Raw genomic sequence first — 22451 nt, 5'->3', positions numbered from 1 at the left:
CACGTTCCTGCACGTCAGCGTAAGCTCAGCTGATGCTCGACGTCCGGCGGCTGCGCCTGCTGCGCGAACTCGCCCACCGCGGCACCATCGTCGCCGTCGCTGACGCCCTCGCCTTCACCCCTTCGGCGGTCTCCCAGCAACTCGGCGTCCTGGAACGCGAGGCCGGGGTGCCGCTCCTGGAACGCACCGGACGCAGCGTCACCCTCACCCCGGCCGGCGAACACCTGGTCCGGCACGCCGAAGCGGTACTCGAACGCCTCGAACAGGCGACCGCCGAACTGGCCGCGGCCCGCCACGGCCCGGCCGGCCCGCTGCGGATCGGCGCCTTCCCGACCGCGACCCGGGCCATCGTGCCGGCGGCGCTGGCGATACTCGCGACCCGGCATCCCGCCCTGGAGCCGATGGTCTCGGAGATCGACCCGGCGGCGGTCGCCGACGCCCTGCGCGCCGGCGACCTCGACGTCGCCCTGGTCCACGAGTACGACTTCGTCCCCGCCCCGGCCGCACCGGGAATCGCCACCGCCCCGCTGTGCGGCGAGGTCACCTACCTCGCGTCAGCCGATTCCGGCGACACCACCACCACGGACGACCTGCGGGTCCTGCGACGCCGGCGGCACTCGCCGTGGATCACCGCGACCCCCGGCACCCTCTGCCACACCATGACCGTGCGGGCCTGCCAGGCCGCCGGATTCCAACCCCGGATCCGACACCGGATCGACGACTTCACCACCGTCCTGGCCCTGGTCGCCGCCGGACAAGGCGTCGCACTGGTACCACAGCTGGGGATCGTCGACCCGCCCGCCGACGTCCACCTCACCCGGCTGCCGATCCACCGCCGGACCCGGATCGCCCACCGGCGCGGCGCCGCCATCCACCCCGCCGTCGCCGCGATCACCGACGCGCTGCGCGCCGCCGTCCCCGACCACCTGATCGCCGACTGACCCGCGCGGGTTCACCCCGCCACCGGGTCTACTCGCCGAACAGGTCGGCGAGCACCTCGACCGGATCGACCCGCGGCGGCCCGGCCGGCCACCACCCGTCGGCCCGCTCCCGGTACGGGTACCAGCGGCCGTCGGGGCCGTACCGCAGTTGCGCCTGACGGTCCGGAAACGTCCACCGGTTGCGCCACACCCGAGGCTGGGGCACCTCGTCGCCGACCCAGCCGGCCCGCAGCCGCACCCGGGCCCGGGCCAGTACCGGCGGCGCCGGACGCCACGACCCGGTGAGCACCGCGAGACCGGTCCGGCCACCGCACTCCCAGGCCCGTACCGCCCGGTCGAAGTCCCGACCCGGCCGGTCGACCGCCCGCCGCAGTCGGGCCAGCGTCGGACCGTCCGCCCCGGACGCGGCGAGCCGGACCGCGTCGGACCATTCGTCGACCGGCACGACCGGGCCGCCGACGTCGGTGTTCGGGTCGGACCGGTCGACGAGGTCGAGCAGCATGGTGGCCCGGGCCGCCGCGTTGTCGACCAGGACACGCAGCGACCACGCCGCGATCCCCGGCCCGTCCGGCAGCGTCGGCGGCGCCCCGACCGGCTCCGGCAGGTCGATCCGCACCGACGGCGGTGGCGGATCCGGGCGGTTGAAGACCTGCTCGGCCGGCACCCCGGCCGGTGCGGACGCGGTGTCGGCCTCGACCGCCGCGACCCGGGCCGTGCGCTGCCGCAGCCCGGCCAGCAGTTCCCGCTCGCCGCGCCCCCGGATCAGCAGCAGCAGGAACGGGTCGGCGTCGAGCAGCCACGCCACCTGGTAGCAGAGCGCGGCACCGTGCCGGCACGGGTGCCCCCACTCCGGGCAGTCACACTCCGGCTGCAGTTCCCCGACGCCCGGCAGCAGCGGCACCCCGACGTCGTCAGCGGCCACCACCAGTTCCCGAGGCATCTCCCGGTCCAGCAGCGCGGCCAGATGCCCGGCCTTCACCGCCACCTGGTCGCAGAACCGGTCCCACTGCGCGTCGGTGAGCGGCTCCACGAAGACCCTCGTCCGGTACAGGATCTCCTCGTCACCGTCGTGCACGTCGGCGGCGACCCGCCCCGGGCTGACGGTGATCGGACCGACGTGTCCGGCGCCGGCGTACCGGCGGCCGCGGCGCAACAGCGTCTGGTCCAGCGACGTGTCCTCCAGGGCACGGATCCACGCGTCACCCCACCAGGAGCGCCCCGCCCGGACCCGCCGGCCGGGCGGGAACGCCGCGAACCCGCGTACCCGGTCGTCGTGGCCGTTCACTGCCGCCCCCGCAACTCGACCAGGGCCGCCAACTCCGCGTCGGACAGTTCGGTCAACGCCGCCTCCCCACCGGAGAGGACCGCGTCGGCGAGATCCCGCTTCGCCGCGAGCAGCGCCCCGATCCGCTCCTCCACCGTGCCCTCGGTCACCAGCCGGTGCACCTGCACCGGCCGGGTCTGCCCGATCCGGTACGCCCGGTCGGTCGCCTGCTCCTCCACCGCCGGATTCCACCAGCGGTCGTAGTGCACCACATGATCGGCCCGGGTCAGGTTCAGCCCGGTCCCGGCGGCCTTGAGGGACAGCAGGAACACCGGCACCTCACCGGCCTGGAACCGGCGGACCTGCTCGTCACGCCGGTGCACCGGAAGACCGCCGTGCAGCAGCTGCGTCGGCACCCCACGCTGTGCCAGATGCCGTTCGACCAGCCGGGCCATCGCGACGTACTGGGTGAAGACCAGCACCGCCCCCTGTTCGGCGACGATCGTGTCGACCAGTTCGTCGAGCAGCTCCAGTTTCCCGGACCGGCCGGCCAGCGGCCGGGTCTGCCGCAGGTACTGGGCCGGATGGTTGCAGATCTGCTTCAACGCGGTCAGCAGCGCGAGGACCAGACCACGGCGGGCCATCCCGGTACTGGCCCGGATCCTGGCCAACGTCTCGTCGACGACGGCCGCGTACAGGCCGGCCTGCTCGCCGGTCAACGCCACCGGATGGTCGGTCTCGGTCTTTGGCGGCAGTTCCGGCGCGACGCCCGGATCCGACTTGCGCCGCCGCAGCAGGAACGGGCCGACCAGCTGGGCCAGCCGCCGCGCCGCGACCGGATCCCGGTCCACCTCCACCGGCACCGCCCACCGGGCCCGGAACCGGTGCAGCGGACCGAGCAGCCCCGGCGTCGTCCAGTCCAGGATCGCCCACAGCTCGGTGAGGTTGTTCTCCACCGGGGTGCCGGTGAGCGCGACCCGGGCCACCGCCGGGATCCGGCGCAGTGCCCGCGCCGTACCCGACGCCCAGTTCTTGACGTGCTGCGCCTCGTCGGCGACGACCAGACCCCACCGCACCGCCGTCAGCCGGTCGGCGTCCAACCGCATCGTCGGGTACGTCGTCAGCACAAAACCGTCGACCGGCACGCCGGCCAGGTCGCGGGCCGCACCATAGAAGCGGCGCACCGGAACACCCGGGGCGAACCGCCGGATCTCACGCTCCCAGTTGCCCAGCAGCGACGCCGGACACACCACCAGCGTCGGCCCGGCGTCCTCCGACGTCGTCCGACGGTGCAGATGCAACGCGATCAGGGTGACGGTCTTGCCGAGACCCATGTCGTCGGCGAGGCAGCCGCCGAGTCCCAGCGACGTCATCCGGGCCAGCCACCGCAGTCCCCGCAGCTGGTAGTCGCGCAACGTCGCGGTCAGCCCGGGCGGCGCGGTGATCGCGTCGACGCCCGCCGCGTCCGACCCTACCGTCGCCGGTTCCCGGTCGGGGTCGGCGATCCGCCGTCGCAGCCGCTCCAACCAGCCGACGGCGGCGACCTCGACCGGCCGGCCGTCCACCTCCGCCGCACCGGCCAGCACCACGCCGAGCGCCTCGGTCGCCGACACCGCCGGCAGCTCCGACTTGCGGGCCCGGGCCACCAGCTCCGGATCAACCAGCACCCAGCTGTCCCGCAACCGGACCACCGGCCGGTGCGCCTCGGCGAGCACCGCCAGTTCCGCGTCGGTGAGGGTCCGCCCGCCGAGCGCCAGCTGCCAGTCGACCCGCAGCAGTTCCTCGCCGCCGAGGAACGCGGGCCCGTCCGACGGTGCCGAACCACCGCCGAGCACCACCCGGGTGGTCAACCCACGGACCAGGTCCGCCGGCCAGTGCACCCGTACCCCGGCCGCCTCGAGGCGCGTCGCCGCGTCGCCGAACAGCTCGACGACCTCCTCGTCGGCGAGCGGGAACCGGTCCGGGACCGCCGAGTCCAGCAACTGCCGCAACGGCGGCCACACCTGCGCGGCCCGCCGTACCGCCAGCATGGTGTCGATCCGGGCCCGGGGACCGAACCCGGCGGCGTGCCGCCCCGCCCACAGCGCGGCCGCGTCGACGACCAGCGCGGTGTCGGCACCCCCGTGCACCTGCAGCACCACCCGCAACCCGTCCCGGCCGACGTCGTCGCCGGCCGGTTCCACCCGCAACGACACCCCCACGCCGGAGTCGAACCCGGCCTGGATCTCCTCGGCCCAGCCCCGCAACCCGGGCACCGACCGCGGTGCCGGCACCGCGTACGGCTCCACCCCGGCGGCGTACCGGGCGGCGGGGGAGCGGGGCACACCGTCGACGACCCCGTCGAGGAACTGCCGCAGCAGCGGGTACGCGTGCGGCAGCAGCACCGACACCCCGCTCGACACCGGCACCGCCCGGGCCCGGGCCGGCATCGCCGCCGCCAACTCCCGGACCCGGGCGACCTCACCGGCGTCGAGCGGTCCGACCAGCCAGGTGTCGAAGCCGCCGGACGACACCGACGGCAGCATCCGACGCCGGGCGACCAGCCGCAACGCCAGCACCGCCGCCGACGCCCAGTACGCCACCGTCGGGTCCACCGGCCGGTCCGGGCCGCTCCCGCCCACGGCGAGCAGGACCGGCAACACCTCGCCGACCGGGATCCGCCAGGCCGGCACCGTCTCCCGCCGTACCGCCGTACCGTCCGGGACCGCGATCGTCACCTCGCCGGGACGCCCCGGCCCGTCGGGGACGGCATCGCCCTCCGACCGCCAGAAGACCACCGTCCCGGTACGCGGCGGATCCGCCGGTTCGTACGCCGCCGCCCAGCCCACCAGGTCCACGCGCCCCCCATCACAGTCCGCGTCCCGGCCCCCGCACGGCGACGCGACGCCGGCCGGCGAACGCGGCGGGCCAAAACTCCGTACATTGTACAGGGTAAGCGTGCTGGCCGACCCCCACACCACACCAGTAACGAACCGATAAGGTTCCGCCCATGACAATGCGGCCCATCCGGATCATCGGAGACCCCGTACTCCGCACCCCCTGCGAACCCGTCACCACCTACGACGCCGAACTACGCGCCCTGGTCACCGACCTGATGGACACCCTCCTCGGCGCCCCCGGCCGCGCCGGAGTCGCCGCACCCCAGATCGGCATCAGCGCCCAGGTCTTCGTCTACGACGCCGACGGCCACCGCGGCCACCTCATCAACCCCACCCTCGAACTCTCCACCGAGACCCAACTCGACGACGAAGGCTGCCTCTCCATCCCCGGCCTCTACTTCCCGACCCCCCGCGCCCTGCACGCCACCGCCCACGGCTACGACCAACACGGCGAACCCATCACCATCACCGGCACCGGCTTCCTCGCCCGCGCCCTCCAACACGAAACCGGCCACCTCAACGGGCAGCTCTACGTCGACACCCTCCGCGGCGACACCCGCCGACAAGCCCTCCGCGAAATCCGCGCCGGCCGCTTCGCCACCCCCGACCGGTGACCACCATCCACCCTCACCGCCCCCGCCACGACCGCACCCACAGCCCCACCAACCCCAGCCCCACGAACAACACCGCCGAACACAACAACGCTTTGAAGATCACCGCGAAACTGTCGCACGCCGCGCCGTAAGGTGCAGAGGTGCGCCTGGCAACCTTCAACCTGCTCCACGGCAGATCCCCACACGACGGCCTCGTCGACGAAACCCGACTCGCCGCCACCGTCGCCGCCCTCAACGCCGACGTACTCGCCCTGCAGGAAGTCGACCGCGACCAGTCCCGCAGCAACCACCTCGACCTCACCACCATCGCCGCCCAAGCCATGAACGCCCCCGCCCACCGATTCGCCGCCGCCGTCGTCGGCACCCCCGGCGAACAGTTCCGCCCCCTCACCCACGACGACGACGGACACGGCGAACCCCTCTACGGCATCGGCCTCATCAGCCGCTACCCCGTCCGGGCCTGGCAGGTCATCCGACTCACCGCCCTCCCCGTACGCTCACCCGTCATCGTCCCCGGACCCGGCGGCGGCATCGTCCTGCTCCGCGACGAACCCCGAGTCGTCCTCGCCGCCGAACTCGACACCCCCTACGGCCCCATCACCGCCGCCGCCACCCACCTCTCCTTCGTACCCGGCTGGAACATCCGACAACTCCGCCAGGTCGTCCGCGCCCTCCGCACCCTGCCCCCACCCCGCATCCTCCTCGGCGACCTCAACCTCCCCGCCGGCCTCGCCACCCTCGTCTCCGGCTGGCGATCCCTCGCCCACCGCCCCACCTACCCCGCGAAACAACCCCGGGTGCAACTCGACCACATCCTCGCCGACCCCCGCGACAGCCACCCCCTGCCCGCCGTCACCGCCATCAACACCCCCGCCGCCACCATCTCCGACCACCGACCCCTCGTCGTCGACCTCGCCTGACACCCCCACACCCCGCACCACCCCACCACTGGCTACCATCCCGCACGCGGCACGGCGCCACCCCCGACGCCGTCCCGGCGGAGGTGACCATGGACCAGCCCACCCGGCTCGCGATCGATCTCGGCACCACCCACACCGTCGCCGTCATCCGCCGCACCGACCAACCACCCCGCACCCTCCTCTTCGACGGCTCACCCCTGCTCAGCTCCGCCGTCCACGCCGACCCGACCGGCACCCTCCACACCGGCACCGACGCCCAACGCCTCGGCGCCACCGACCCGCAACGCTACGAACCACACCCCAAACGCCGCATCGACGACGGCACAGTCCTGCTCGGCACCCACGAGATAGCCGTCGAACACCTCCTCGCCGCCACCCTGCGCCGCGTCGCCGACGAAGCCCGCACCGCCGGCATCGACCCCACCGCCGCCACCGTCCTCACCTGCCCCGCGGACTGGGGACAACCCCGCCGCGCCCTGCTGCACGCCGCCGCCACCCACGCCGGCCTCGGCCCCGTCCACCTCCTCGACGAACCCGTCGCCGCCGCCACCCACCTCGACCAACTCCTCGGCCACCAGACACCACCCGACGGCACCCTCGCCGTCTTCGACCTCGGCGGCGGCACCCTCGACATCACCGTCATCCGCCACCACCCCCACGGCCCCCAGGTACTCGCCACCGGCGGACTCGACGACCTCGGCGGACTCGACATCGACGCCGCCCTCGTCACCCACCTCGGCCACCTCGTCCGACGCGACGACCCCGCACTCTGGCACCGCCTCACCCACCCCGACACCCCCACCCAACGCCGCGACCGGCAGACCCTCTGGACCGAGGTCCGCGCCGCCAAGGAAATGCTCTCCCGGACCACCACCGCCCCGGTCCACATCCCCGGCCTCGACAACCCCCTGCACCTCACCCGCCACGAACTCGACGCCGTCGCCGGCCCCCTCATCGCCCGCGCCGTCGACGAGACCCGCCGCGTACTCCAACGCGCCGACGTCACACCGGCACAGCTCACCGCACTCCTGCTCGTCGGCGGAGCAAGCCGTACGCCCCTGGTCGCCAACCGTCTGCACGCCCGCCTCGGCGTCGCCCCCACCGTCCCGGAACAACCCGAACTCCCAGTCGCCTACGGCGCCATCCAGCACACCGCCGCCCCGCAGCCCCAGCCCACCCCGCCACGCCAAACCGGTACGACCACCCCGCACACGCCGACCACACCCGCCCCGCCACCGGTCCACCGTCCACACCCGACGACCCCACCCACCCACACCCGACCCACCCCACCGCCACCGAGCGGCCACCCCCAACCCACCCCACACCGCCGTCGCCCACTACGCCGCGCCCTGCTCACCGCCACCGCCCTGCTCACCGTCGCCGCCTGCGTCGGCACCGCCACCATCGGCACCCGCTGGCTGACCCGCGCCCTCGACAACCTCGGCACCCTGGGCACCCTCGGCACCAACGACGACAAAGCCATCGGCGCCACCACCACCCAGGTCGCCACCGCACCGAACCCCCGCACCGGCGACACCGACGTCGTCGTCACCGACGACCGCCACGTCATCTCCGCCGCCACCGGCGCCGGCAGCACCGAGATCATCTCCCTACCCGCCGGCAGCACCACCCCCCGCTGGAAAACCACCCTCAAAATCGAACCCGAAACCCTCCGCCTCACCGCCCTCGCCGACCTGATCGTCATCGACGCCCACGACACCGTCACCCACGACGGCGACAACATCCGCGCCGTCATCTCCGCCACCGACGGCACCCTGCGCTGGCAACACGAATGGCCCGACGACCGCACCGACATCGCCTACTACGGCACCGACGCCATCGTCGAGATCCGCGGCGACTCCGACAGCCTGGCCATCCTCCGCGTCGACCTGCGCACCGGCAAAGAGAAGTGGAACCGACGCGGGGAACCCGACCTGCTCGTCACCGACGAACACCGGGCCGAACCCATGCGCCAGTGGCCCACCACCGACCCCACCGACAGTGGCACCCTGCCCGCCACCGACGGCACCCTCACCGACGCGACCGTCGCCGCCCCCACCATCGTCGAACTCGACACCACCAACGGCCGGGGCCACGTCCTCGACGCCGACACCGGAAAACCACGACGCAGCGGCGCCCTACCCCTCGACGACGAGCTCTGGACCGCGTACGCCGGAAAGATCATCGGCCGACACACCACCCAGCGCCACATCCTCACCGCCTACGACGCGACCACCCTCCGCCCCGCCTGGACCGTCCGACTCGGCGCGAACGAACGCCTCGAACACCTCAAACCCTGCGGCCCACAACTCATCTGCACCACCATCGGCAACAGCGACGCCCGCTACACCGTCCTCGCCCTCAACACCGAGACCGGCGACCGCGTCTGGCAACACGAAACCGAGAACTCAGACACCAACTGGTACGTCCACGGCGGCACCATCGTCACCGGCCGCGCCACCTTCGACCCGGTCAACGACCCACAACTGCGCGCCACCACCGACGGCCAACCCCGCCGCGAACTCCCCGAACACTCCACCGTCCTGGCCACCGCCGACGACTGGATGGTGCTCAGCACCGTCGCACCCGGAAACCCCGTCACCTGGCGGATCCACATCGAAGCCATGAACAGCACCACCCGTACCGGACCCGTCGAGGTCGGCGCCGAGCGACCCCGACGGGTCGCGATCAACGGCGACCTGGTCGGCGTCGTCACCGCCGACCGCCGCACCCTCGTCGTCACGGTCACCCGAACCAACTGACGGCCACACCCGACGGTCAACCACCACCCGTCGCCAACAACCGACCCAACGCCCGGTTGGTACGGTTCGCCCGCACCGCCGCCCGCTGCTGCGCCGCGGTCACCTCGATGTAGTTCTGACTCGTCGCCAGACTCGCGTGCCCCAGCAACCGCATGATCTCCGAGGCGCTCGCCCCGTCCTCGGCCAACCGGGTCGCGAAGGTGTGCCGCAACGCGTGCAACTGCGCACCCCGCGGCACCCGATCCAGGATGCCCGCCCGCCGGTAACACGACCGCACCAGATACTGCAGACCGCCGCGCCGCAACGGATCGCCGTACCGGTCGACCAGCAGCGCCGAATCCGGCCGCACCGTACGGGCACCGAAGCGACGACGCCGACTCTCCAGATACGCCACGATCACCCCGTCGAGCTCCGGCTCGATCGGGATCGTCCGGGCCCGGCCACCCTTGCCGGCCACGTCCACCCGGCGCTCACCGGCACGACCGGCCAACGAACCGACCCGCAACGCCAACATCTCGGCCAGGCGCAGTCCCGCGCAGAGCGCCAGCGCCAACACCGCCACATCCCGCTCCGGCCACGGATCACGCTGCCGCCGGTCGGACCGGACCACCGCGTCGAGCAGCTCCTCCGGGGTCCGTTCGCCCCGCAGCGGCTTCGGCGGTGGGGGAGGGACGACCGGCTTGTCGACGGCGGGCATCGGGTTGCCCGGCACGACGCCGTCGGCGACCAGGAAGCCGAAGAAGCCGTTCCAGGTGGACCAGGCCCGGTACACGGAGGCGGCGGCCCGGTCGGCCGCGAAACGGGCGAAGGCGGAACGCAGCGAGCGGGGGGTCAGCGCGTCGAGCGGCAGGGCGGCCAGGGGGAGGGGAGTGGTCGGATCCTCGGCGACCAACCGTGCGACAGCCAGCAGGTCCCGCCGGTACGCGGCCAGGGTGTGCGGGGAGGGCTTGCGGGTGGCCCGGGAGACCAGGAACTCCTCGATGAGGGGGAGTAGCAAGAAGTCCTTTTTGTCATGCATAACGAATATTATGCATGATTTATCGATCCACGCCAGACCAAGATCATTTTCTTCGTTCTGCCGTCGTGTCACGGCGTACCACCATCGGACCCCACCAGACGGAACCGAGGAGGGGAGCGCGCCAGCGGGTACGGGCCGAGGGGCCGGCAACGAGAAACTTCGACGCCATCACCGAGGGTTTCCGGCGCGAGGAACTGTTCGCACACGTGCGGCACCACCGACTGAACGCCCGTCGGGCGCGCTCCGGTACCGGAGGTGTGTCCCGTGGGCGGCAACGACCCAGCCCTGCCCGTCGGGCATGCGGATCGCCACCGGCAGCGGCGCGGCGGGGTCGATCGGGCCGCCGTACCGTACGTCCTGAACCTGCCCCGCGCGGTCGACCAGCACCGCGTAGAGCTTGCTGGCGTTGTTCTCCTGCTGGTACTCGCCGACGAGCGCGGTCCTGCCGTCCGGCAGCCCGGCGGCCACACTCCACGAACCAGGTGCGGCGAACCGGATGCCGAGGTCGACAAATCCTCGACCGGTCAGCAACGGGCCCAGGGAGTTGATGACGTCGCCGGGCACGGTGGGGTTGGCCCCGACCCGGATGACCCGGTCACCGCCAGCGCCCGGCGAAGGGGTGGCTCCGGCGGCGGTGACCGGCCATGGCAGGCGGCGGTTGTCGAAGGTGGGCAGCGAGCCGCCGGCGGGGTAGTCGCTGGCGGGATCGAGCTGGAGCAGCCCGTCGGGGCTCATGTCGCCCGGCGCGGGCCGAGTGGCACGGGCGAGCACCCGGACACCGCTGCTCGCCGTGTCTTCCGGTACCTGGGTCACCGCGACTCCGTCCGTCACGGTCATCGGCTGCCAGTCCCGGACGACCTTGCCGTCGGGTTGGAACAGGGGTTTCGCCGAGAAGTACAGCGGCGAATCACGGTCGACGACAAGCACGGTGCGGTTCCCCGGACCGAATTGGAAGTGTCCCGGCGCCGGGTCGCCGTTCGCCTGGTACTGGTCACCGACCAGCTTCAGCTTCCCGTCGTCAGGGTCGACCGCCACCAGACCGACCAACGTCTGCCACTGATTCCCCTCGTCCTCGGCCAGCCCTGCACTCGGGTGCAGGAACGCCCGCTGCAGCACCACCGCGGCGGGGCCGGCCGGTGTGGTACCCGCCCAGTAGACGTGCGGCTCGCCGCGCAGGTCGTCGAAGATCCCGCGTTCGGCGTTGTGCGAGTTGTGGACTCCCTCCTTCCACGCCTTCGTGGCCTGGTCGAGGAACTGCTGGTCCTCGGCGAGGTCACCCCCGGTCGGCCGAGCCAGCCGCTGGTCGGAGGACTGCCCGGCGACCTGGTTGGCGGCCCGGTCAGGCAGGGTCGTGACGGCACCGACACCGGCCAGCGCCACCATCGCGGTCGCTGCGGCCACGAGTCGGATCCGCCGGTGTGTGGTGCGACGACGCCCGCCGCGTACCACCCGGTCGGTGAAGCCCGGTTCGAGGTCGAGGTCATCGGTGGCCTCGCGCATCGCCAGGCCGAGCCTGTCGGTGTCCATGGACATGTCATCCTCCCTGAGCGGCGCGCAGGACCATGCGCGGGCTTTTGTGTTCGTCTTCCTGACCGAGTAGCTCTCGGAGCTTCCCGATCCCGCGCGACGTCTGGCTCTTGACCGTTCCCACGCTGCAGCCGAGTACCTCGGCCGTCTGCGCCTCGGTGAGGTCGTCGAAGAAGCGCAGGACGAGTACGGCACGGGTCTTGGCCGGCAGTGCCGCGAGTGCCCGGACGACAAGGTCACGGTCGGCGACCGCGCTTTCCGGGCTGGCGATGCCTTCGTAGGCGGCGGCGTCCAGCGGGGCCTCGCGCACCCGGCGGGCCTTGCGCCGCCACCGGTTCGCGGCGCCGTTGGCCAGGGCGGCCCTGGCATACGCCTCGGGTTGGCCTTTGATCCGCCGCCATCGCGGGTACATGCGTTCGAGGACGTCCTGCAGGAGGTCCTCGGCGGCGCCCCGGTCGCCACCGCAGAGCAGGTAGGCGATTCGTAGCAGGGTTTGTGAGCGGGTGCTCACGAACTCCTCGAAGTCTGTGGGCGGTGCCCCCATCGCGCCTCGCTTTCGTCAGCAGGTTGTCACCGCAGATGACACCGGCACGGCTGACAAGGTTGCGGCCGGTCGGACTCTTCGCGGGATCGGGCCGGCGGTACGCGGGCGTCAGCCTGGCGGCGTTGCGTCTGTGCGGCGCTGCGGGACGGACCCGCCGAGCGGCTCCGCTGCCTCATCCGGACGGTTCGGCCAGACCGGCTTCGTATCCAGCGATCACCAGCTGGGCACGGTCGCGGGCGGCCAGCTTCGTGAGCAGGTTCCCGATGTGGGTCTTGAGCGTGCCGCGGCTGACGTGCAGCACCGCCTCGATCTCGGCGTTGGACAGTCCGCGGGTGATCAGTGTGAGGACGTCGCGTTCGCGCGGAGTCACGCCGTCCAGCGAACGTCGGGGCGCGGTCCGGTGGAGGGAGGCGGCGATGAGCCGTCGGGTGACGCTCGGAGCGAGCAGCGCTTCGCCGGCGGCGACGGTCTGGATCGCGTCGATCAGGACGCTGGCGCTGACGCTCGACCGGGTGGTCCGCTTCCTGTACCGGGGCCGCGACATCTCGTGGTTGCAGACCGTCCATCTCTATCCGGCCTTCACGCTGCTGTTGGCGGTGGGGACGCTGGCGTGTCTCGTGGTGGTCGCCGTACGCGTGTTCCGGTGAGCCAGGTCGGCCGCGCGTCCTGACGTCCGCCTCTGGGGGGTGCGGCTGCGGTCGCCCGTACGTTCGCCCGCGAGATGTGTCAGGTTTACATAATGTTGATTATCGGCTCGTGATTTCGGCGCGCTCCGGCACCGACGGATTGACTGCTCGGCGGAGACCGACGTGGTGTCACGGCCTGAACCACCAGCGGTGTTGTTGGGGCGTCACGCGACGGTGGCGCCGTCGGCGAACGGTTCGGCCGGGACGTGCTCAGCCCGGCCGGGATCGGATCGTGCCCGCCGCGTGGGTGCACACCGGGCCGCGGGGTTGGCCGTCGTGGCGGACGGTCACGGCCTGAGGCTGTCCCCTGCCCTGCTCAGCGGCTGTGACAGCGGTCGGCTCTCACCACAGGACGGCCGGCACACTCAACTGCCGCCGTCACGTCGTTCAGCTTGTCGGACGCACGCTCGCGCCGAAGGTGATGCTTGCTTTTGTTGCCGTGCAACGACTCTGCGCAGTTCAGGCATGCAGTGACCCGATCATGCGGAGTCGCGCCGTACCAGTCTCGTAGGAAGGATGAGGGAGGCGGTTTCCCGGCCCGCGATCAATTCGATGAGTACCCGGGTCATCTCCTTCCCGAGGGACTGGACCGGTTGGTGAACCGTGGTCAACGGCGGATCGGTTCGTTCGGCTATTGCCAGATCGTCGAAGCCCACGACCGCCACGTCCGCCGGTACGGACCGACCGGACTCGCTCAGCACGCGCAGGGCTCCGGCCGCCATGTTGTCGCTGGCCGCGAAAACAGCATCCAGATCTGGGTGGTCGTCGAGCAGCGTTCTCATCGCTGCGGTGCCGCTGGCCTCGGTGAAGTCACCTTTCGCCATGGCGTACGGAGTCAGACCGGCCATGATCATCGCTTCACGGTAGCCGCGGTAGCGGGCTGCGCCGACCTCGGTGCTCAGCTCGCCGGTGACGGTGACGATACGGGTTCGGCCGAGGCTGATGAGATGCTCGGTAGCGAGCCGCGCCCCACCGAGGTTGTCGGAGTCGACATACCACTGCGGCTTGAAATGCAGTGGCCGACCGCCGTACACGGCCGGCAGGCCGGCGCGGTGCACGATGTGGGTCAGTGGGTCGTCCCCGCGTAACGCCATCAACATGATGCCGTCGACGCCCCGCGTGTTCAGCAGGTTCGTGAGTCGGGACCGGCCCCGACCTGGGCTGGCCAGACACAACAACAGGTGTAGGTCGGTGTTCTCGAGCGCCGAGGAGACACCGACGATGACCTGACCGAAGAACGGATCGGCGAACAGTTCAGGATCGTCGTGGGAGATGGCGAGGGCGACGATTCCGGTCTGCTGGGTGGCCAGGGCACGGGCAGTGCGGTTGGGCAGGTACCCCAGCTCCTTGATGGCCTTTTCGACGGCGTCGCGCGTGGCGCGACTGACGTGTGGCGCCTTGTTGAGGACCCGAGACGCGGCAGAGCGTGACACACCGGCGCGCGCGGCCACCTCGTCGAGTGTGGGCTGGCGTCGCGTTGTGCCTGTTTCCATCTTGATGCCGCGTCCTTCCTTCCTGACGTCGGGACAGGTCGGCGACGGGGGCAGCTGGCGTGGCTCGGTCGGCGCCAGCCCGGCTACCGGCGGTGCTGACGTCGCCGGTCGATGGTATCGGCCTTCGACGATCAGGGTCGACACGATCACGTCGAGTCTGACGCTGCTGGCGTGAATCGGGGGCCCGACCTGGAAGCGCTTCCAGTGTTGCCCGCGCGAGAGTCTGAGCGTCGCACCTCGGACCTGGGGGGCAACCTTGACTTCTGCTGGTCAAATGTCCAACACTGGATCGACAGTCATGGATGAATCCACGCTGGAAGCGCTTCCTGGATGGATCAAGATTCAGGCCCGCAGGAGTCACGAGCGGCTCAACGCGGGACGTCACAGAGCACCGACCCCAACGCGGTGATCAGACAGGTGGAGGCCGATCCGCCAGCTTCGGGATCCGGCCATCCAGAGCGCTTCCCCTCGCCGGGCGCCTGGTGGCGACGCGGTAGGCAGCGGAGGAGGTGAACGTGTCCTGACCACCACGTCACCGTCGTCGGCGGTCCCGAGGTTGGAGGAACCGCAGGTCCAGGCCCTCAGCACCAGTTCATGTCGATCCGCTTCCCAACGCCCTAGGAGAATCGCGATGAAAAGACCCGCCCGTCCGCTGCTCACGCTCACCGCCGCGCTGGCGGTGGCGGTGCCGACGATCCTGTTCGGTTCGTCGGCGGCCTACGCCGATCCGATCAGCCAGACCAGCGGCTTCTACGTCAATCCCCAATCCAGCCCCGCGTCATGGGTCGCCGCCAACCCTGGCGACGGACGCGCCAATGCGATCAGAACCGAGATCGCCCAAAAACCGATGGCCTCCTGGTTCGGCAACTGGAGTGGCGACATCACCGCTGCGGTCGGCAACTACGTCGCAGCCGCGGACGCCGTCGACAAACTCCCCCTGCTCGTGGCCTACAACCTTCCCGGCAGAGACGCCTGCGGTGGACACTCCGGTGGGGGTGCCGGAAGCGTCGGCGCCTACGACGCATGGATCGCAGCCTTCGCCAGCGCTATCGGCAACCGGCCCGCCGTGGTGGTCCTCGAACCAGACTCACTGGGCGACTTCAACTGCATGAGCCAGGCGCAGATCAACGACCGCGTCGGCATGCTCTCCCGCGCCGCCAACCAGTTCCGATCCAAAGCGCCCAACACATGGGCCTACCTCGACGCCGGCAATCCCGGCTGGGTCGACGCCCGGACGATGGCACAGCGCCTCAACAGGGCCGGTGTCGCCAACGCCCACGGCTTCGCGCTCAACGTATCCAACTACTTCACCACCGGCGAGAACACCAACTACGGCAACACGGTTGCCTCCGCGCTGCGTAGCGACTTCGGATACACCAAGCCCTACGTGATCGACACCAGCCGCAACCGCAACGGCTCGAACGGTCAGTGGTGCAACCCGGCCGGCCGCAGAATCGGTACCCCGACCCAGCTCGGAGGCGGTGCCGAGATGCTGCTGTGGCTCAAGACGCCGGGAGAGTCCGACGGCAACTGCGGGGTCGGGGCCGGGTCCACCGCCGGGCAGTTCCTGCCCGAGGTGGCCTATAAAATGATCTTCGGATACTGAACCGGGTGGCGTACGACGATCACCTGACAAGCCGGTTCCCCAGCGGCAGACACGCAGCGAATGCCCCTTCCGCAAGAGGAACTGACGGACCGACTCACCGGTCCGACGACCGGGTGCCTCGCCCTCGTGCGCGCCCCCCCCCCGGGGGGGGGGCACGAGGGCAGGTTGTGCGATGGCGGCCGAGAGGGGACGGGGTGTGGCGCACCCGACTCATGACCTCGGTGTACCGCCTAACGCCGACGCCACGGGGGTCGAGGAAGAACGGTACGGGGATTGGCGCTGAACGCGAGCCTGCGCAAGGCGCGTTTGAGGCCGTACGTTGTTCGTCGGCGCCGATGGAGTTCCTGACTGACGATCACGTTGCGGCTGGCAGGGGCGAGGGAGCGGGCCGGGACGCGGTCGTGTGCGGTGAACTTGCTGGTGTGGTCGCACGGAACGCGGCCGACCAGGAACCGGACGTCGAGAAGCCTGCCGTTGACGTTGACGCCGAACCTGCCGTCGCCGCTGGTGGCGCGGCTGGAACGGCAGGCCGCGCAGTTCAGGGTGAGTAGCGGCAGGCGGACGCGCCGCGGCGTCCAGGGCGGCACGATATGAGGACGTGAAGACATGCTCTCTCTCAGGACCTGACGGAAGACATGGGAAAAGAGCCGACGGCGGACGTCGGCGACCGATGCGCAGGGAAGATGTCAGGTTCAGAGAGCAGGCGGCGTCATGCGGGGCGGTCCTCACGTTGGGATGGGGTCACGGTAGGTGAGTGCCTGTCGCCGGGTCCACCTGTTTTCGCCGGCGGGAGGCCGCCGCTCCCCCGCGTTCCGAAAGCCGCACGGTCGGCTTCGGGCGGTTGTGGCACCCCGCCTCGTCGCCGCCCCTGCCCGGGTGGTTCCAGACTCAGGTGAGCCTGTTCATGGCGGCCTGGATCCGTAGCCAGGACGGGTCATTCTCGGAGTCCTCGGTGACCGTCTCCAGGTCGCCCGGCTGCCAGGTCCGCGTCCCGTCGGTGAGGTCGAGCAGATCCATGTCGATGACCGTGGCTTCGGAGGTGCCGGCAAGGAACTCGGTCACCGCCGCCCTGGACGCCTCGACCGGTTCGGACTTGCCCACCGTCAGCAGCAGAAGCACGCCGTCGCGGCCCGCGACAAGGAGTTCACCGGTGGCGGTGGCCGCGAGCGCGGTCACCGCCGATCCGGGCAGCACCTCGTGCTCGGATATCCGCGTCCCGTCCACGCCCAACTCGATGACGACACCGTTCGGTGTCCCGATCCAGAGGACGTCGGGCGACGGTCCGAACGCGACGTTGTGGCGGGACCAGGCGGCGACTTCGTCGAGCCATTCCTGCGGGTACGGGTATCCCGGGCTCGGCTGTCCGAGCGTCAGGCCGAGGACGCGGCGCAGCGAGGGGAACTCGAACACCTCCAGCGAGTGGTCGTAGGCATTGCCCCGTACGGCCAGGTGTCGCCCGTCGGGGCTGAAGGTCGGGGTCTCGTAGCCGTCGCAGTCGAGGATCAGCGCTCGGCGCAGCGGCCGCAGTACGGGTGCGGTGTCTCGTGAGAACAGCACCAGCGTGGCACCTTGATCGCTTTGGAGGGTGGCCACGAGGCCGCCGCCCGGGTGCGCCGCGATCCCGGTGTCCCAGCGTGGGCCGGTGGCGGTTGTTCCAGAGGTGAGGTCGAGCGTGATGGAGCTTTCCCAGCCGTCCTCCCCCTCGGCGGGCGACAGCCAGAGCGTCCGGCCGTCCGGACTGAACGCCACGTTCCGGTGGTACCTGATTGGCGGGACTCCGTCGATCGTGGAGGTGCCGGAGGGGGTCCACCTTGCTGCGTTGTTGCCGTCCGCCACCACCAGCAGCGGCTCGTGGGGGTGCCAGGCGGCGGAGGGTGTCCGGGCGAACCGGTCGTAGCCGATGGCGTCGCCGTAGCCGGCCGGGTCCGTGCCGACGGTGCCGAGTTCACGTACCTGCCCGTCCGCGTGCTCCCAGATCCGGATCACCGGACGGTCGGCGTCCCAGCCGGCCACCAGCGGTAGGCGGGGGTGGCAGAGCAGCCGCTCCACGGTGACTCCGGTACGGGTCCGCGCCGAGATTCGCACCGGCACACCGTACCGGTGGGTGGTGTTCCGCCGAGGGGGTCGGGTGGGGTCAGCGGCGGGCCAGCCAGACGGTCCGTTCGGTGCGGACGCTGAGGTCGTCGCGGCCGGCCAGGCCGGCGACGATGTTGTCCAGGGCGGCGAGGTCGGCCGGGGACAGTCGCTCCTCCAGGCTGTGCCGCATCCGGCTGAGGGAGACCTCGGCGTACCGCGTGGCGGCGGCGGGCAGCGGTGGTCGGAGGTTGATGTCGAAGTGTCGTTCGGTCACCGAGGTGAATCCGGTCTGGCGCATCCGGTCACCCCAGTTCTCGTGCATGTGCATGCCGGCCTCGTGTCGGCGTTTCGCCGATTCGGTGTGGCCGCGCGATTCGACGTCCTCGTCCGGGGTGTCGGCGAGGAAGCGTGGGAACGAGTCGAGTTCGGCGATCACCAGTAGCCCCCCGGGCCGTAGTGCGGCGTACGCCGAGGCGAGCGCTTTCGCGGGGTCGGCCAGGTGGTGCATCGAGGCGGCGGCCCAGATCACGTGGGTGGGTCCGAGGTCGGGCCAGGGCTGGTCGAGGTCGGCTTCGAGGGTACGGATCCGGTTGCCGAGTCCGGCGGCGTCGGCCCGGTCGCGGAGGTGGGTCAGCATGTCCGGGGACATGTCGACGGCGGTGATTCTGGAGTCGGGCAGTTCGCGGGCGAGGGCGAGGGAAGCGGTGCCGCTGCCGGCCCCGAGGTCGACGATGTGGGGGTGGTCGGGGGCTTCGCGGCCGACCCAGCTGATCAGGTCGTGGAAGTAGTCGTGCAGGACTTCGGCGTCCAGGTCCAGCAGTTCGATCATGTGGTCGTGTGTCATGGCCGCAACGGTAGCCGTGCGTTGCCTGTATGGCATAGCATCTTGCGTATGAAGCAAGACGATGATGTGGAGGCGGTGGTCCGGCAGCGGATCCGTGGCCTGCGGATCGCCCGTGGCTGGTCGCTGGACGAACTGGCGCGCCGCTGCCTGATCAGCCCCTCCACGCTCAGCCGGATCGAGACCGGGCACCGGCGGATCGCCCTGGACCAGATGGTGACGATCGCCCGGGTGCTGGGAACCACGCTCGACCAGCTGGTCGAGTCCGACGCCGACGACGACGTGGTGATCCGTCCGCACTGCGACGAGCAGCGCGGCATCACCACCTGGTTGCTGTCCCGGGACAGCAACCAGACCGTCGCCAAGCTGCGGGTCACCCGCACGGTGCCAGAGGACCTGCGGGTGCATCCGGGGCGCGACTGGTTCACCGTGCTCTCCGGCACGATCGAGCTGCGGCTCGGCGAGCGTACGATCCTGGTCGGCACGAACGAGGCGGCCGAATTCTCCAACATGGTCCCGCACGCGTTCGGCGCGTACGGCGGCCCGGCCGAGGTCCTCTGCATCCTCGACCACGAGGGCGGACGCAGCCGCCTCGACCCGGAGCGCTGACCCGGTTGCGGGTGCCGGATCAGTTCACGTGTGCGGCGATCACCCGCGCGCAGTCCAGTGATTCGGTGTGTCCGGTGTCCACCTCGACGTCGTAGACGACCCCCTGGTGCACGATGTCGGCCTGCGACGCCGCCATCCCGACCACCCGGTCACCTCTGGCGATCTCCCGGCCCGCCGCGATGTCCGGGGCGCAGCGCACCCCGACCCACAACACGGTGAGACCGTCCAGGTACCGGCGAAGACGTTCCTGGGAGACGGCGCCGCCGAGGAAGACGTCGTCGACGATGACGTACGCCCCGGCCCTCGCCATCGCGGCGACGCCAGCCGTCCAGGCATGCTGCACGGCGTCGAAGCCCTCGCCGAGGATGACCTCACCGTCCGGCCCGAACGTCACCATCGCCGGTGGCAGCCGGTCGACGAGGTCGTCGACGCCGAGGTTGATCCACGGCTTCGGCAGCAGGTGTTTGAGGCAGCGGACGATGCCCGACTTGCCCGAGCTGGAGCCGCCGTTGAGGACGATGACCTGCGTTGTCATGGGTGCTCGAGCAGGTCACGGGCGCCCTGCCGGAGCAGGGCCGCGGCAACGGAGGTCCCCAGGGTGATCGGATCCGCCGCCCACTCGTGCACGTCGAGCACGGTCTTGCCGTCAAGGCTGATCACCCGGGCCCGCAGGCCGAGACGTCCGTCAGGCTCGGTGCGTGCGAGCGCGGCGATCGGGGAACGGCAGTTGCCTTGCAGGATGTGCAGCATGGTCCGTTCGGCCATGGTCTCCTGCTGGGCTCGCGGATCGTTGAGGCTGGCGGCCAGGTCACGGGTGCTGGTGTCGTCTTCCCGGCATTGCAGGACCAGGGTGCCGGAGCCGACAGCGGGGACCATCGTGTCGACGTCGATCGGATGGGTGATCCGGGCGGCCTGCCCGATCCGCCGCAGCCCGGAGACCGCGAGCAGCAGCGCGTCGTACTGGTCGCCGGTGTCGAGTTTGGCCAGCCGGCTGTTCGCGTTGCCGCGGATGGCCACCGGCGCCAGGTGCGGCCAGTGCAGAGCCAGCTGCGCCACCCGTCGCACCGCGGAGGTGCCGATCCGGGTACCGGCGGGCAGTTGTTCGATCCGCAGGCCGACCGGGTGTACGAGGCAGTCCCGGACGTCGTCGCGGGCCAGGTAGGCGGCCATCACCGTCCCGGCTGGGGCCGGCCGGTCCCCGGGTACGTCCTTGACGCAGTGCACGACCAGGTCGACGTCCCCGGCGAGCAGGGCGGCGTCGACCTCCTTGGTGAACGCCCCCTTGCCGCCCAGCGCGGCCAGGTCGCCTTGCCAGCGGTCCCCACTGGTGGACATCGACGTCACCTCCACGGTGACGTCGGGATGCCGGTCGGCGAGCATCGCCCGGACCCGCTCGACCTGAGCCAGCGCCATCGGGGAGTTGCGGGTACCGATGCGCAGCAGCCGGGAGTCGGACATACCGGCGAGGGTAGTCCGCCAGGCACGGATGCCGACGGGCGGCCCGGATGCCGCCGAAACTCCGCGGACGGGAAATCTCAGCCTCGCCGGGTAGCTGCCGTTTCTCACGACGAAGCCCCGTCCCGGGTCTGCTGCCCAGGGTCGGGGCTTCGTGTCGTACGGGGTGGCGGGTCAGCCGTGCTGCTTGGCCAGGGTGACGAAGCCCTGCCAGGCGGACGGGGCGAAGGTCAGCACCGGCCCACTCTGGTCCTTGCTGTCCCGGACCAGCACCCGGCCCGGAAGGTTGTCGGCCACCTCGACGCAGTTTCCGCCGTTCTGGCCGCTACGGCTGGCCTTGCGCCAGCTCGGCCGCTGGGTCGTCATGGTCATTCACCAACCTCAGGATCAGATTCCGCGACTGGTCACACGGGAGGGCGACCGCAGTTATAGCCTGCCACGTCCGCTCCAGGCCGGTCACCCGAGCCGGATCCGTGACCACCCGGTCCTCGTAGAAGTCGTCCAGCAGGCCGACGGTGCCGCCGCCGTCCTGGGTTGCCAGGGTGAAGGATCCGCTGCGGCCGGCGTGCAGCCCGGCGGAGTCGGGCACGACGTGGACAAAAATGTTCGACCGGGCGCTGGTGTCGGCCAGGTGCAGCAGTTGGTCCTTGGCGATCTCGGGCGGGCCGCACCGGAGCGCGGCGGCGTCGATGATGAACGCGCAGGAAGGGCGGTCCTCCCGGTCGAGGATGGCGGCCTGCCGCTCCATCCGGTTGGCGACCCGGCCCGCCACCTCGTCGTCGCTGAGCATGCCGGTGCTGGCGAAGACCGCCCGGGCGTAGGCCTCGGTCTGCAACAGACCGGGAATCAGGGTCGCCTGGAAATAGCGGAGAATCACCGCCGTCTCCTCCACGTCCTGCCAGGGCCGGAACCAGCTCGGAGCGGGCCTGCGGTTCTTTCTGGCCTCGGCGGACAGCTCCTGGATCTCGTCCCCGGTGCCGAGGAAAGCGTCGATGGCCGCAGCGGTGTCGTCTTTCGGAATGAGCCGGGCGGTTTCGAAGGCCGCTATCAACGACTTGCTGACCTGCACCGCCTCGGCTATCTGATCCTGGGTGATCCCCCGGTCCGCGCGTAGCTCCTTGAGTCTGACCGGAAGGTTACTCACCTTTATCGCCTCCGTATAAGGCTCCGTGTCCCCGGGGTGATTCGCCTCCGGGCAGAGTATCCAGCGTTAGTG

General features: G+C 71.0%; 20 protein-coding genes. 7 read left to right on the top strand and 13 right to left on the bottom strand.

Translation table 11 applies throughout. The features are described 5' to 3' along the window. Nucleotides 1–32: 32 nt before the first annotated feature. Nucleotides 33–941, top strand: coding sequence for a LysR family transcriptional regulator (locus V1633_RS16185; RefSeq protein WP_331215133.1), 909 nt, complete (start codon nucleotides 33–35; stop codon nucleotides 939–941). A gap of 28 nt (nucleotides 942–969) precedes the next feature. Here the strand turns inward: V1633_RS16185 and V1633_RS16180 are convergent, their stop codons facing one another. Both V1633_RS16180 and V1633_RS16175 read right to left on the bottom strand, forming a co-directional pair. Continuing rightward, nucleotides 970–2226, bottom strand: coding sequence for an SWIM zinc finger family protein (locus tag V1633_RS16180; RefSeq protein ID WP_331215132.1), 1257 nt, complete (start codon nucleotides 2224–2226; stop codon nucleotides 970–972). Next, complete coding sequence (locus V1633_RS16175; RefSeq protein ID WP_331215131.1) at nucleotides 2223–5042, bottom strand: DEAD/DEAH box helicase; 2820 nt, start codon at nucleotides 5040–5042, stop codon at nucleotides 2223–2225. Before V1633_RS16175 ends, V1633_RS16180 begins: the two co-directional genes overlap by 4 nt. Nucleotides 5043–5194: 152 nt before the next feature. On the opposite strand from V1633_RS16175, the gene def reads away from it, so the two are divergent. The 3 genes from def (at nucleotide 5195) to V1633_RS16160 (ending at nucleotide 9380) form a co-directional block, all read left to right on the top strand. Beyond that, a complete protein-coding gene (gene def / locus V1633_RS16170; RefSeq protein WP_331215130.1) occupies nucleotides 5195–5698 on the top strand; it encodes a peptide deformylase in 504 nt (167 codons plus the stop codon). 140 nt (nucleotides 5699–5838) lie between these two features. Further along, nucleotides 5839–6618 (top strand): endonuclease/exonuclease/phosphatase family protein, encoded by a 780-nt coding sequence (locus tag V1633_RS16165; protein WP_331215129.1) that lies wholly within the window; start codon nucleotides 5839–5841, stop codon nucleotides 6616–6618. 89 nt (nucleotides 6619–6707) lie between these two features. Further along, a complete protein-coding gene (locus V1633_RS16160; RefSeq protein WP_331215128.1) occupies nucleotides 6708–9380 on the top strand; it encodes an Hsp70 family protein in 2673 nt (890 codons plus the stop codon). A 16-nt stretch (nucleotides 9381–9396) separates the two neighbouring features. Here the strand turns inward: V1633_RS16160 and V1633_RS16155 are convergent, their stop codons facing one another. The 4 genes from V1633_RS16155 to V1633_RS16140 form a co-directional block, all read right to left on the bottom strand. After that, entirely contained in the window at nucleotides 9397–10398 is a 1002-nt protein-coding gene (locus tag V1633_RS16155; RefSeq protein WP_331215127.1) for a tyrosine-type recombinase/integrase, read from the bottom strand. Between the two features lie 168 nt (nucleotides 10399–10566). Beyond that, nucleotides 10567–11931, bottom strand: a complete 1365-nt coding sequence (locus tag V1633_RS16150; RefSeq protein ID WP_331215126.1) for a hypothetical protein — start codon at nucleotides 11929–11931, stop codon at nucleotides 10567–10569. 1 nt (nucleotide 11932) lies between these two features. Further along, the gene (locus tag V1633_RS16145) at nucleotides 11933–12469 is read right to left on the bottom strand and encodes a SigE family RNA polymerase sigma factor (RefSeq protein ID WP_331215125.1); all 537 of its coding nucleotides are present in this window, start codon (nucleotides 12467–12469) and stop codon (nucleotides 11933–11935) included. Between the two features lie 172 nt (nucleotides 12470–12641). Beyond that, the gene (locus V1633_RS16140; RefSeq protein ID WP_331215124.1) at nucleotides 12642–12839 is read right to left on the bottom strand and encodes a response regulator transcription factor; all 198 of its coding nucleotides are present in this window, start codon (nucleotides 12837–12839) and stop codon (nucleotides 12642–12644) included. Nucleotides 12840–12885: 46 nt separating this feature from the next. Here V1633_RS16140 and V1633_RS16135 point away from each other — a divergent pair, with 46 nt between their 5' ends. Next, nucleotides 12886–13116 carry a hypothetical protein gene (locus tag V1633_RS16135; RefSeq protein ID WP_331215123.1) on the top strand — a complete coding sequence of 77 codons (231 nt, stop codon included), beginning with the start codon at nucleotides 12886–12888 and terminating at the stop codon, nucleotides 13114–13116. Between the two features lie 518 nt (nucleotides 13117–13634). Here V1633_RS16135 and V1633_RS16130 read toward each other — a convergent pair. Then, nucleotides 13635–14648 (bottom strand): LacI family DNA-binding transcriptional regulator, encoded by a 1014-nt coding sequence (locus V1633_RS16130; protein ID WP_331215218.1) that lies wholly within the window; start codon nucleotides 14646–14648, stop codon nucleotides 13635–13637. 631 nt (nucleotides 14649–15279) lie between these two features. Between V1633_RS16130 and V1633_RS16125 the strand changes: the two genes are divergently transcribed. Continuing rightward, a complete protein-coding gene (locus tag V1633_RS16125; RefSeq protein WP_331215122.1) occupies nucleotides 15280–16254 on the top strand; it encodes a glycoside hydrolase family 6 protein in 975 nt (324 codons plus the stop codon). 888 nt (nucleotides 16255–17142) lie between these two features. Here the strand turns inward: V1633_RS16125 and V1633_RS16120 are convergent. After that, nucleotides 17143–18339 carry a WD40 repeat domain-containing protein gene (locus V1633_RS16120; RefSeq protein ID WP_331215121.1) on the bottom strand — a complete coding sequence of 399 codons (1197 nt, stop codon included), beginning with the start codon at nucleotides 18337–18339 and terminating at the stop codon, nucleotides 17143–17145. Nucleotides 18340–18388: 49 nt separating this feature from the next. Then, a complete protein-coding gene (locus V1633_RS16115) occupies nucleotides 18389–19174 on the bottom strand; it encodes a methyltransferase domain-containing protein (protein ID WP_331215120.1) in 786 nt (261 codons plus the stop codon). A gap of 48 nt (nucleotides 19175–19222) precedes the next feature. Between V1633_RS16115 and V1633_RS16110 the strand changes: the two genes are divergently transcribed. Further along, on the top strand, nucleotides 19223–19780 hold the full coding sequence (locus tag V1633_RS16110; RefSeq protein ID WP_331215119.1) for a helix-turn-helix domain-containing protein: 558 nt from the start codon (nucleotides 19223–19225) through the stop codon (nucleotides 19778–19780). Between the two features lie 19 nt (nucleotides 19781–19799). On the opposite strand, the gene cpt is transcribed toward V1633_RS16110, so the two are convergent. From cpt to V1633_RS16090, 4 genes are all read right to left on the bottom strand, one after another. After that, nucleotides 19800–20315, bottom strand: a complete 516-nt coding sequence (cpt, locus tag V1633_RS16105) for a chloramphenicol phosphotransferase CPT (protein ID WP_331215118.1) — start codon at nucleotides 20313–20315, stop codon at nucleotides 19800–19802. After that, on the bottom strand, nucleotides 20312–21238 hold the full coding sequence (hemC, locus tag V1633_RS16100; RefSeq protein WP_331215117.1) for a hydroxymethylbilane synthase: 927 nt from the start codon (nucleotides 21236–21238) through the stop codon (nucleotides 20312–20314). The genes cpt and hemC overlap by 4 nt, the downstream gene beginning before the upstream one ends. 171 nt (nucleotides 21239–21409) lie before the next feature. After that, nucleotides 21410–21601, bottom strand: a complete 192-nt coding sequence (locus V1633_RS16095; protein ID WP_331215217.1) for a DUF397 domain-containing protein — start codon at nucleotides 21599–21601, stop codon at nucleotides 21410–21412. Continuing rightward, the gene (locus tag V1633_RS16090) at nucleotides 21561–22379 is read right to left on the bottom strand and encodes a helix-turn-helix domain-containing protein (RefSeq protein ID WP_331215116.1); all 819 of its coding nucleotides are present in this window, start codon (nucleotides 22377–22379) and stop codon (nucleotides 21561–21563) included. Before V1633_RS16090 ends, V1633_RS16095 begins: the two co-directional genes overlap by 41 nt. Nucleotides 22380–22451: the final 72 nt, after the last annotated feature.

The sequence above is a fragment of the Plantactinospora sonchi genome (assembly GCF_036422035.1).
Lineage (GTDB): Bacteria > Actinomycetota > Actinomycetes > Mycobacteriales > Micromonosporaceae > Plantactinospora > Plantactinospora sonchi.
The sequence above is the reverse complement of the archived record's forward strand: the minus strand, read 5'-3'. Positions and strand labels throughout refer to the sequence as shown.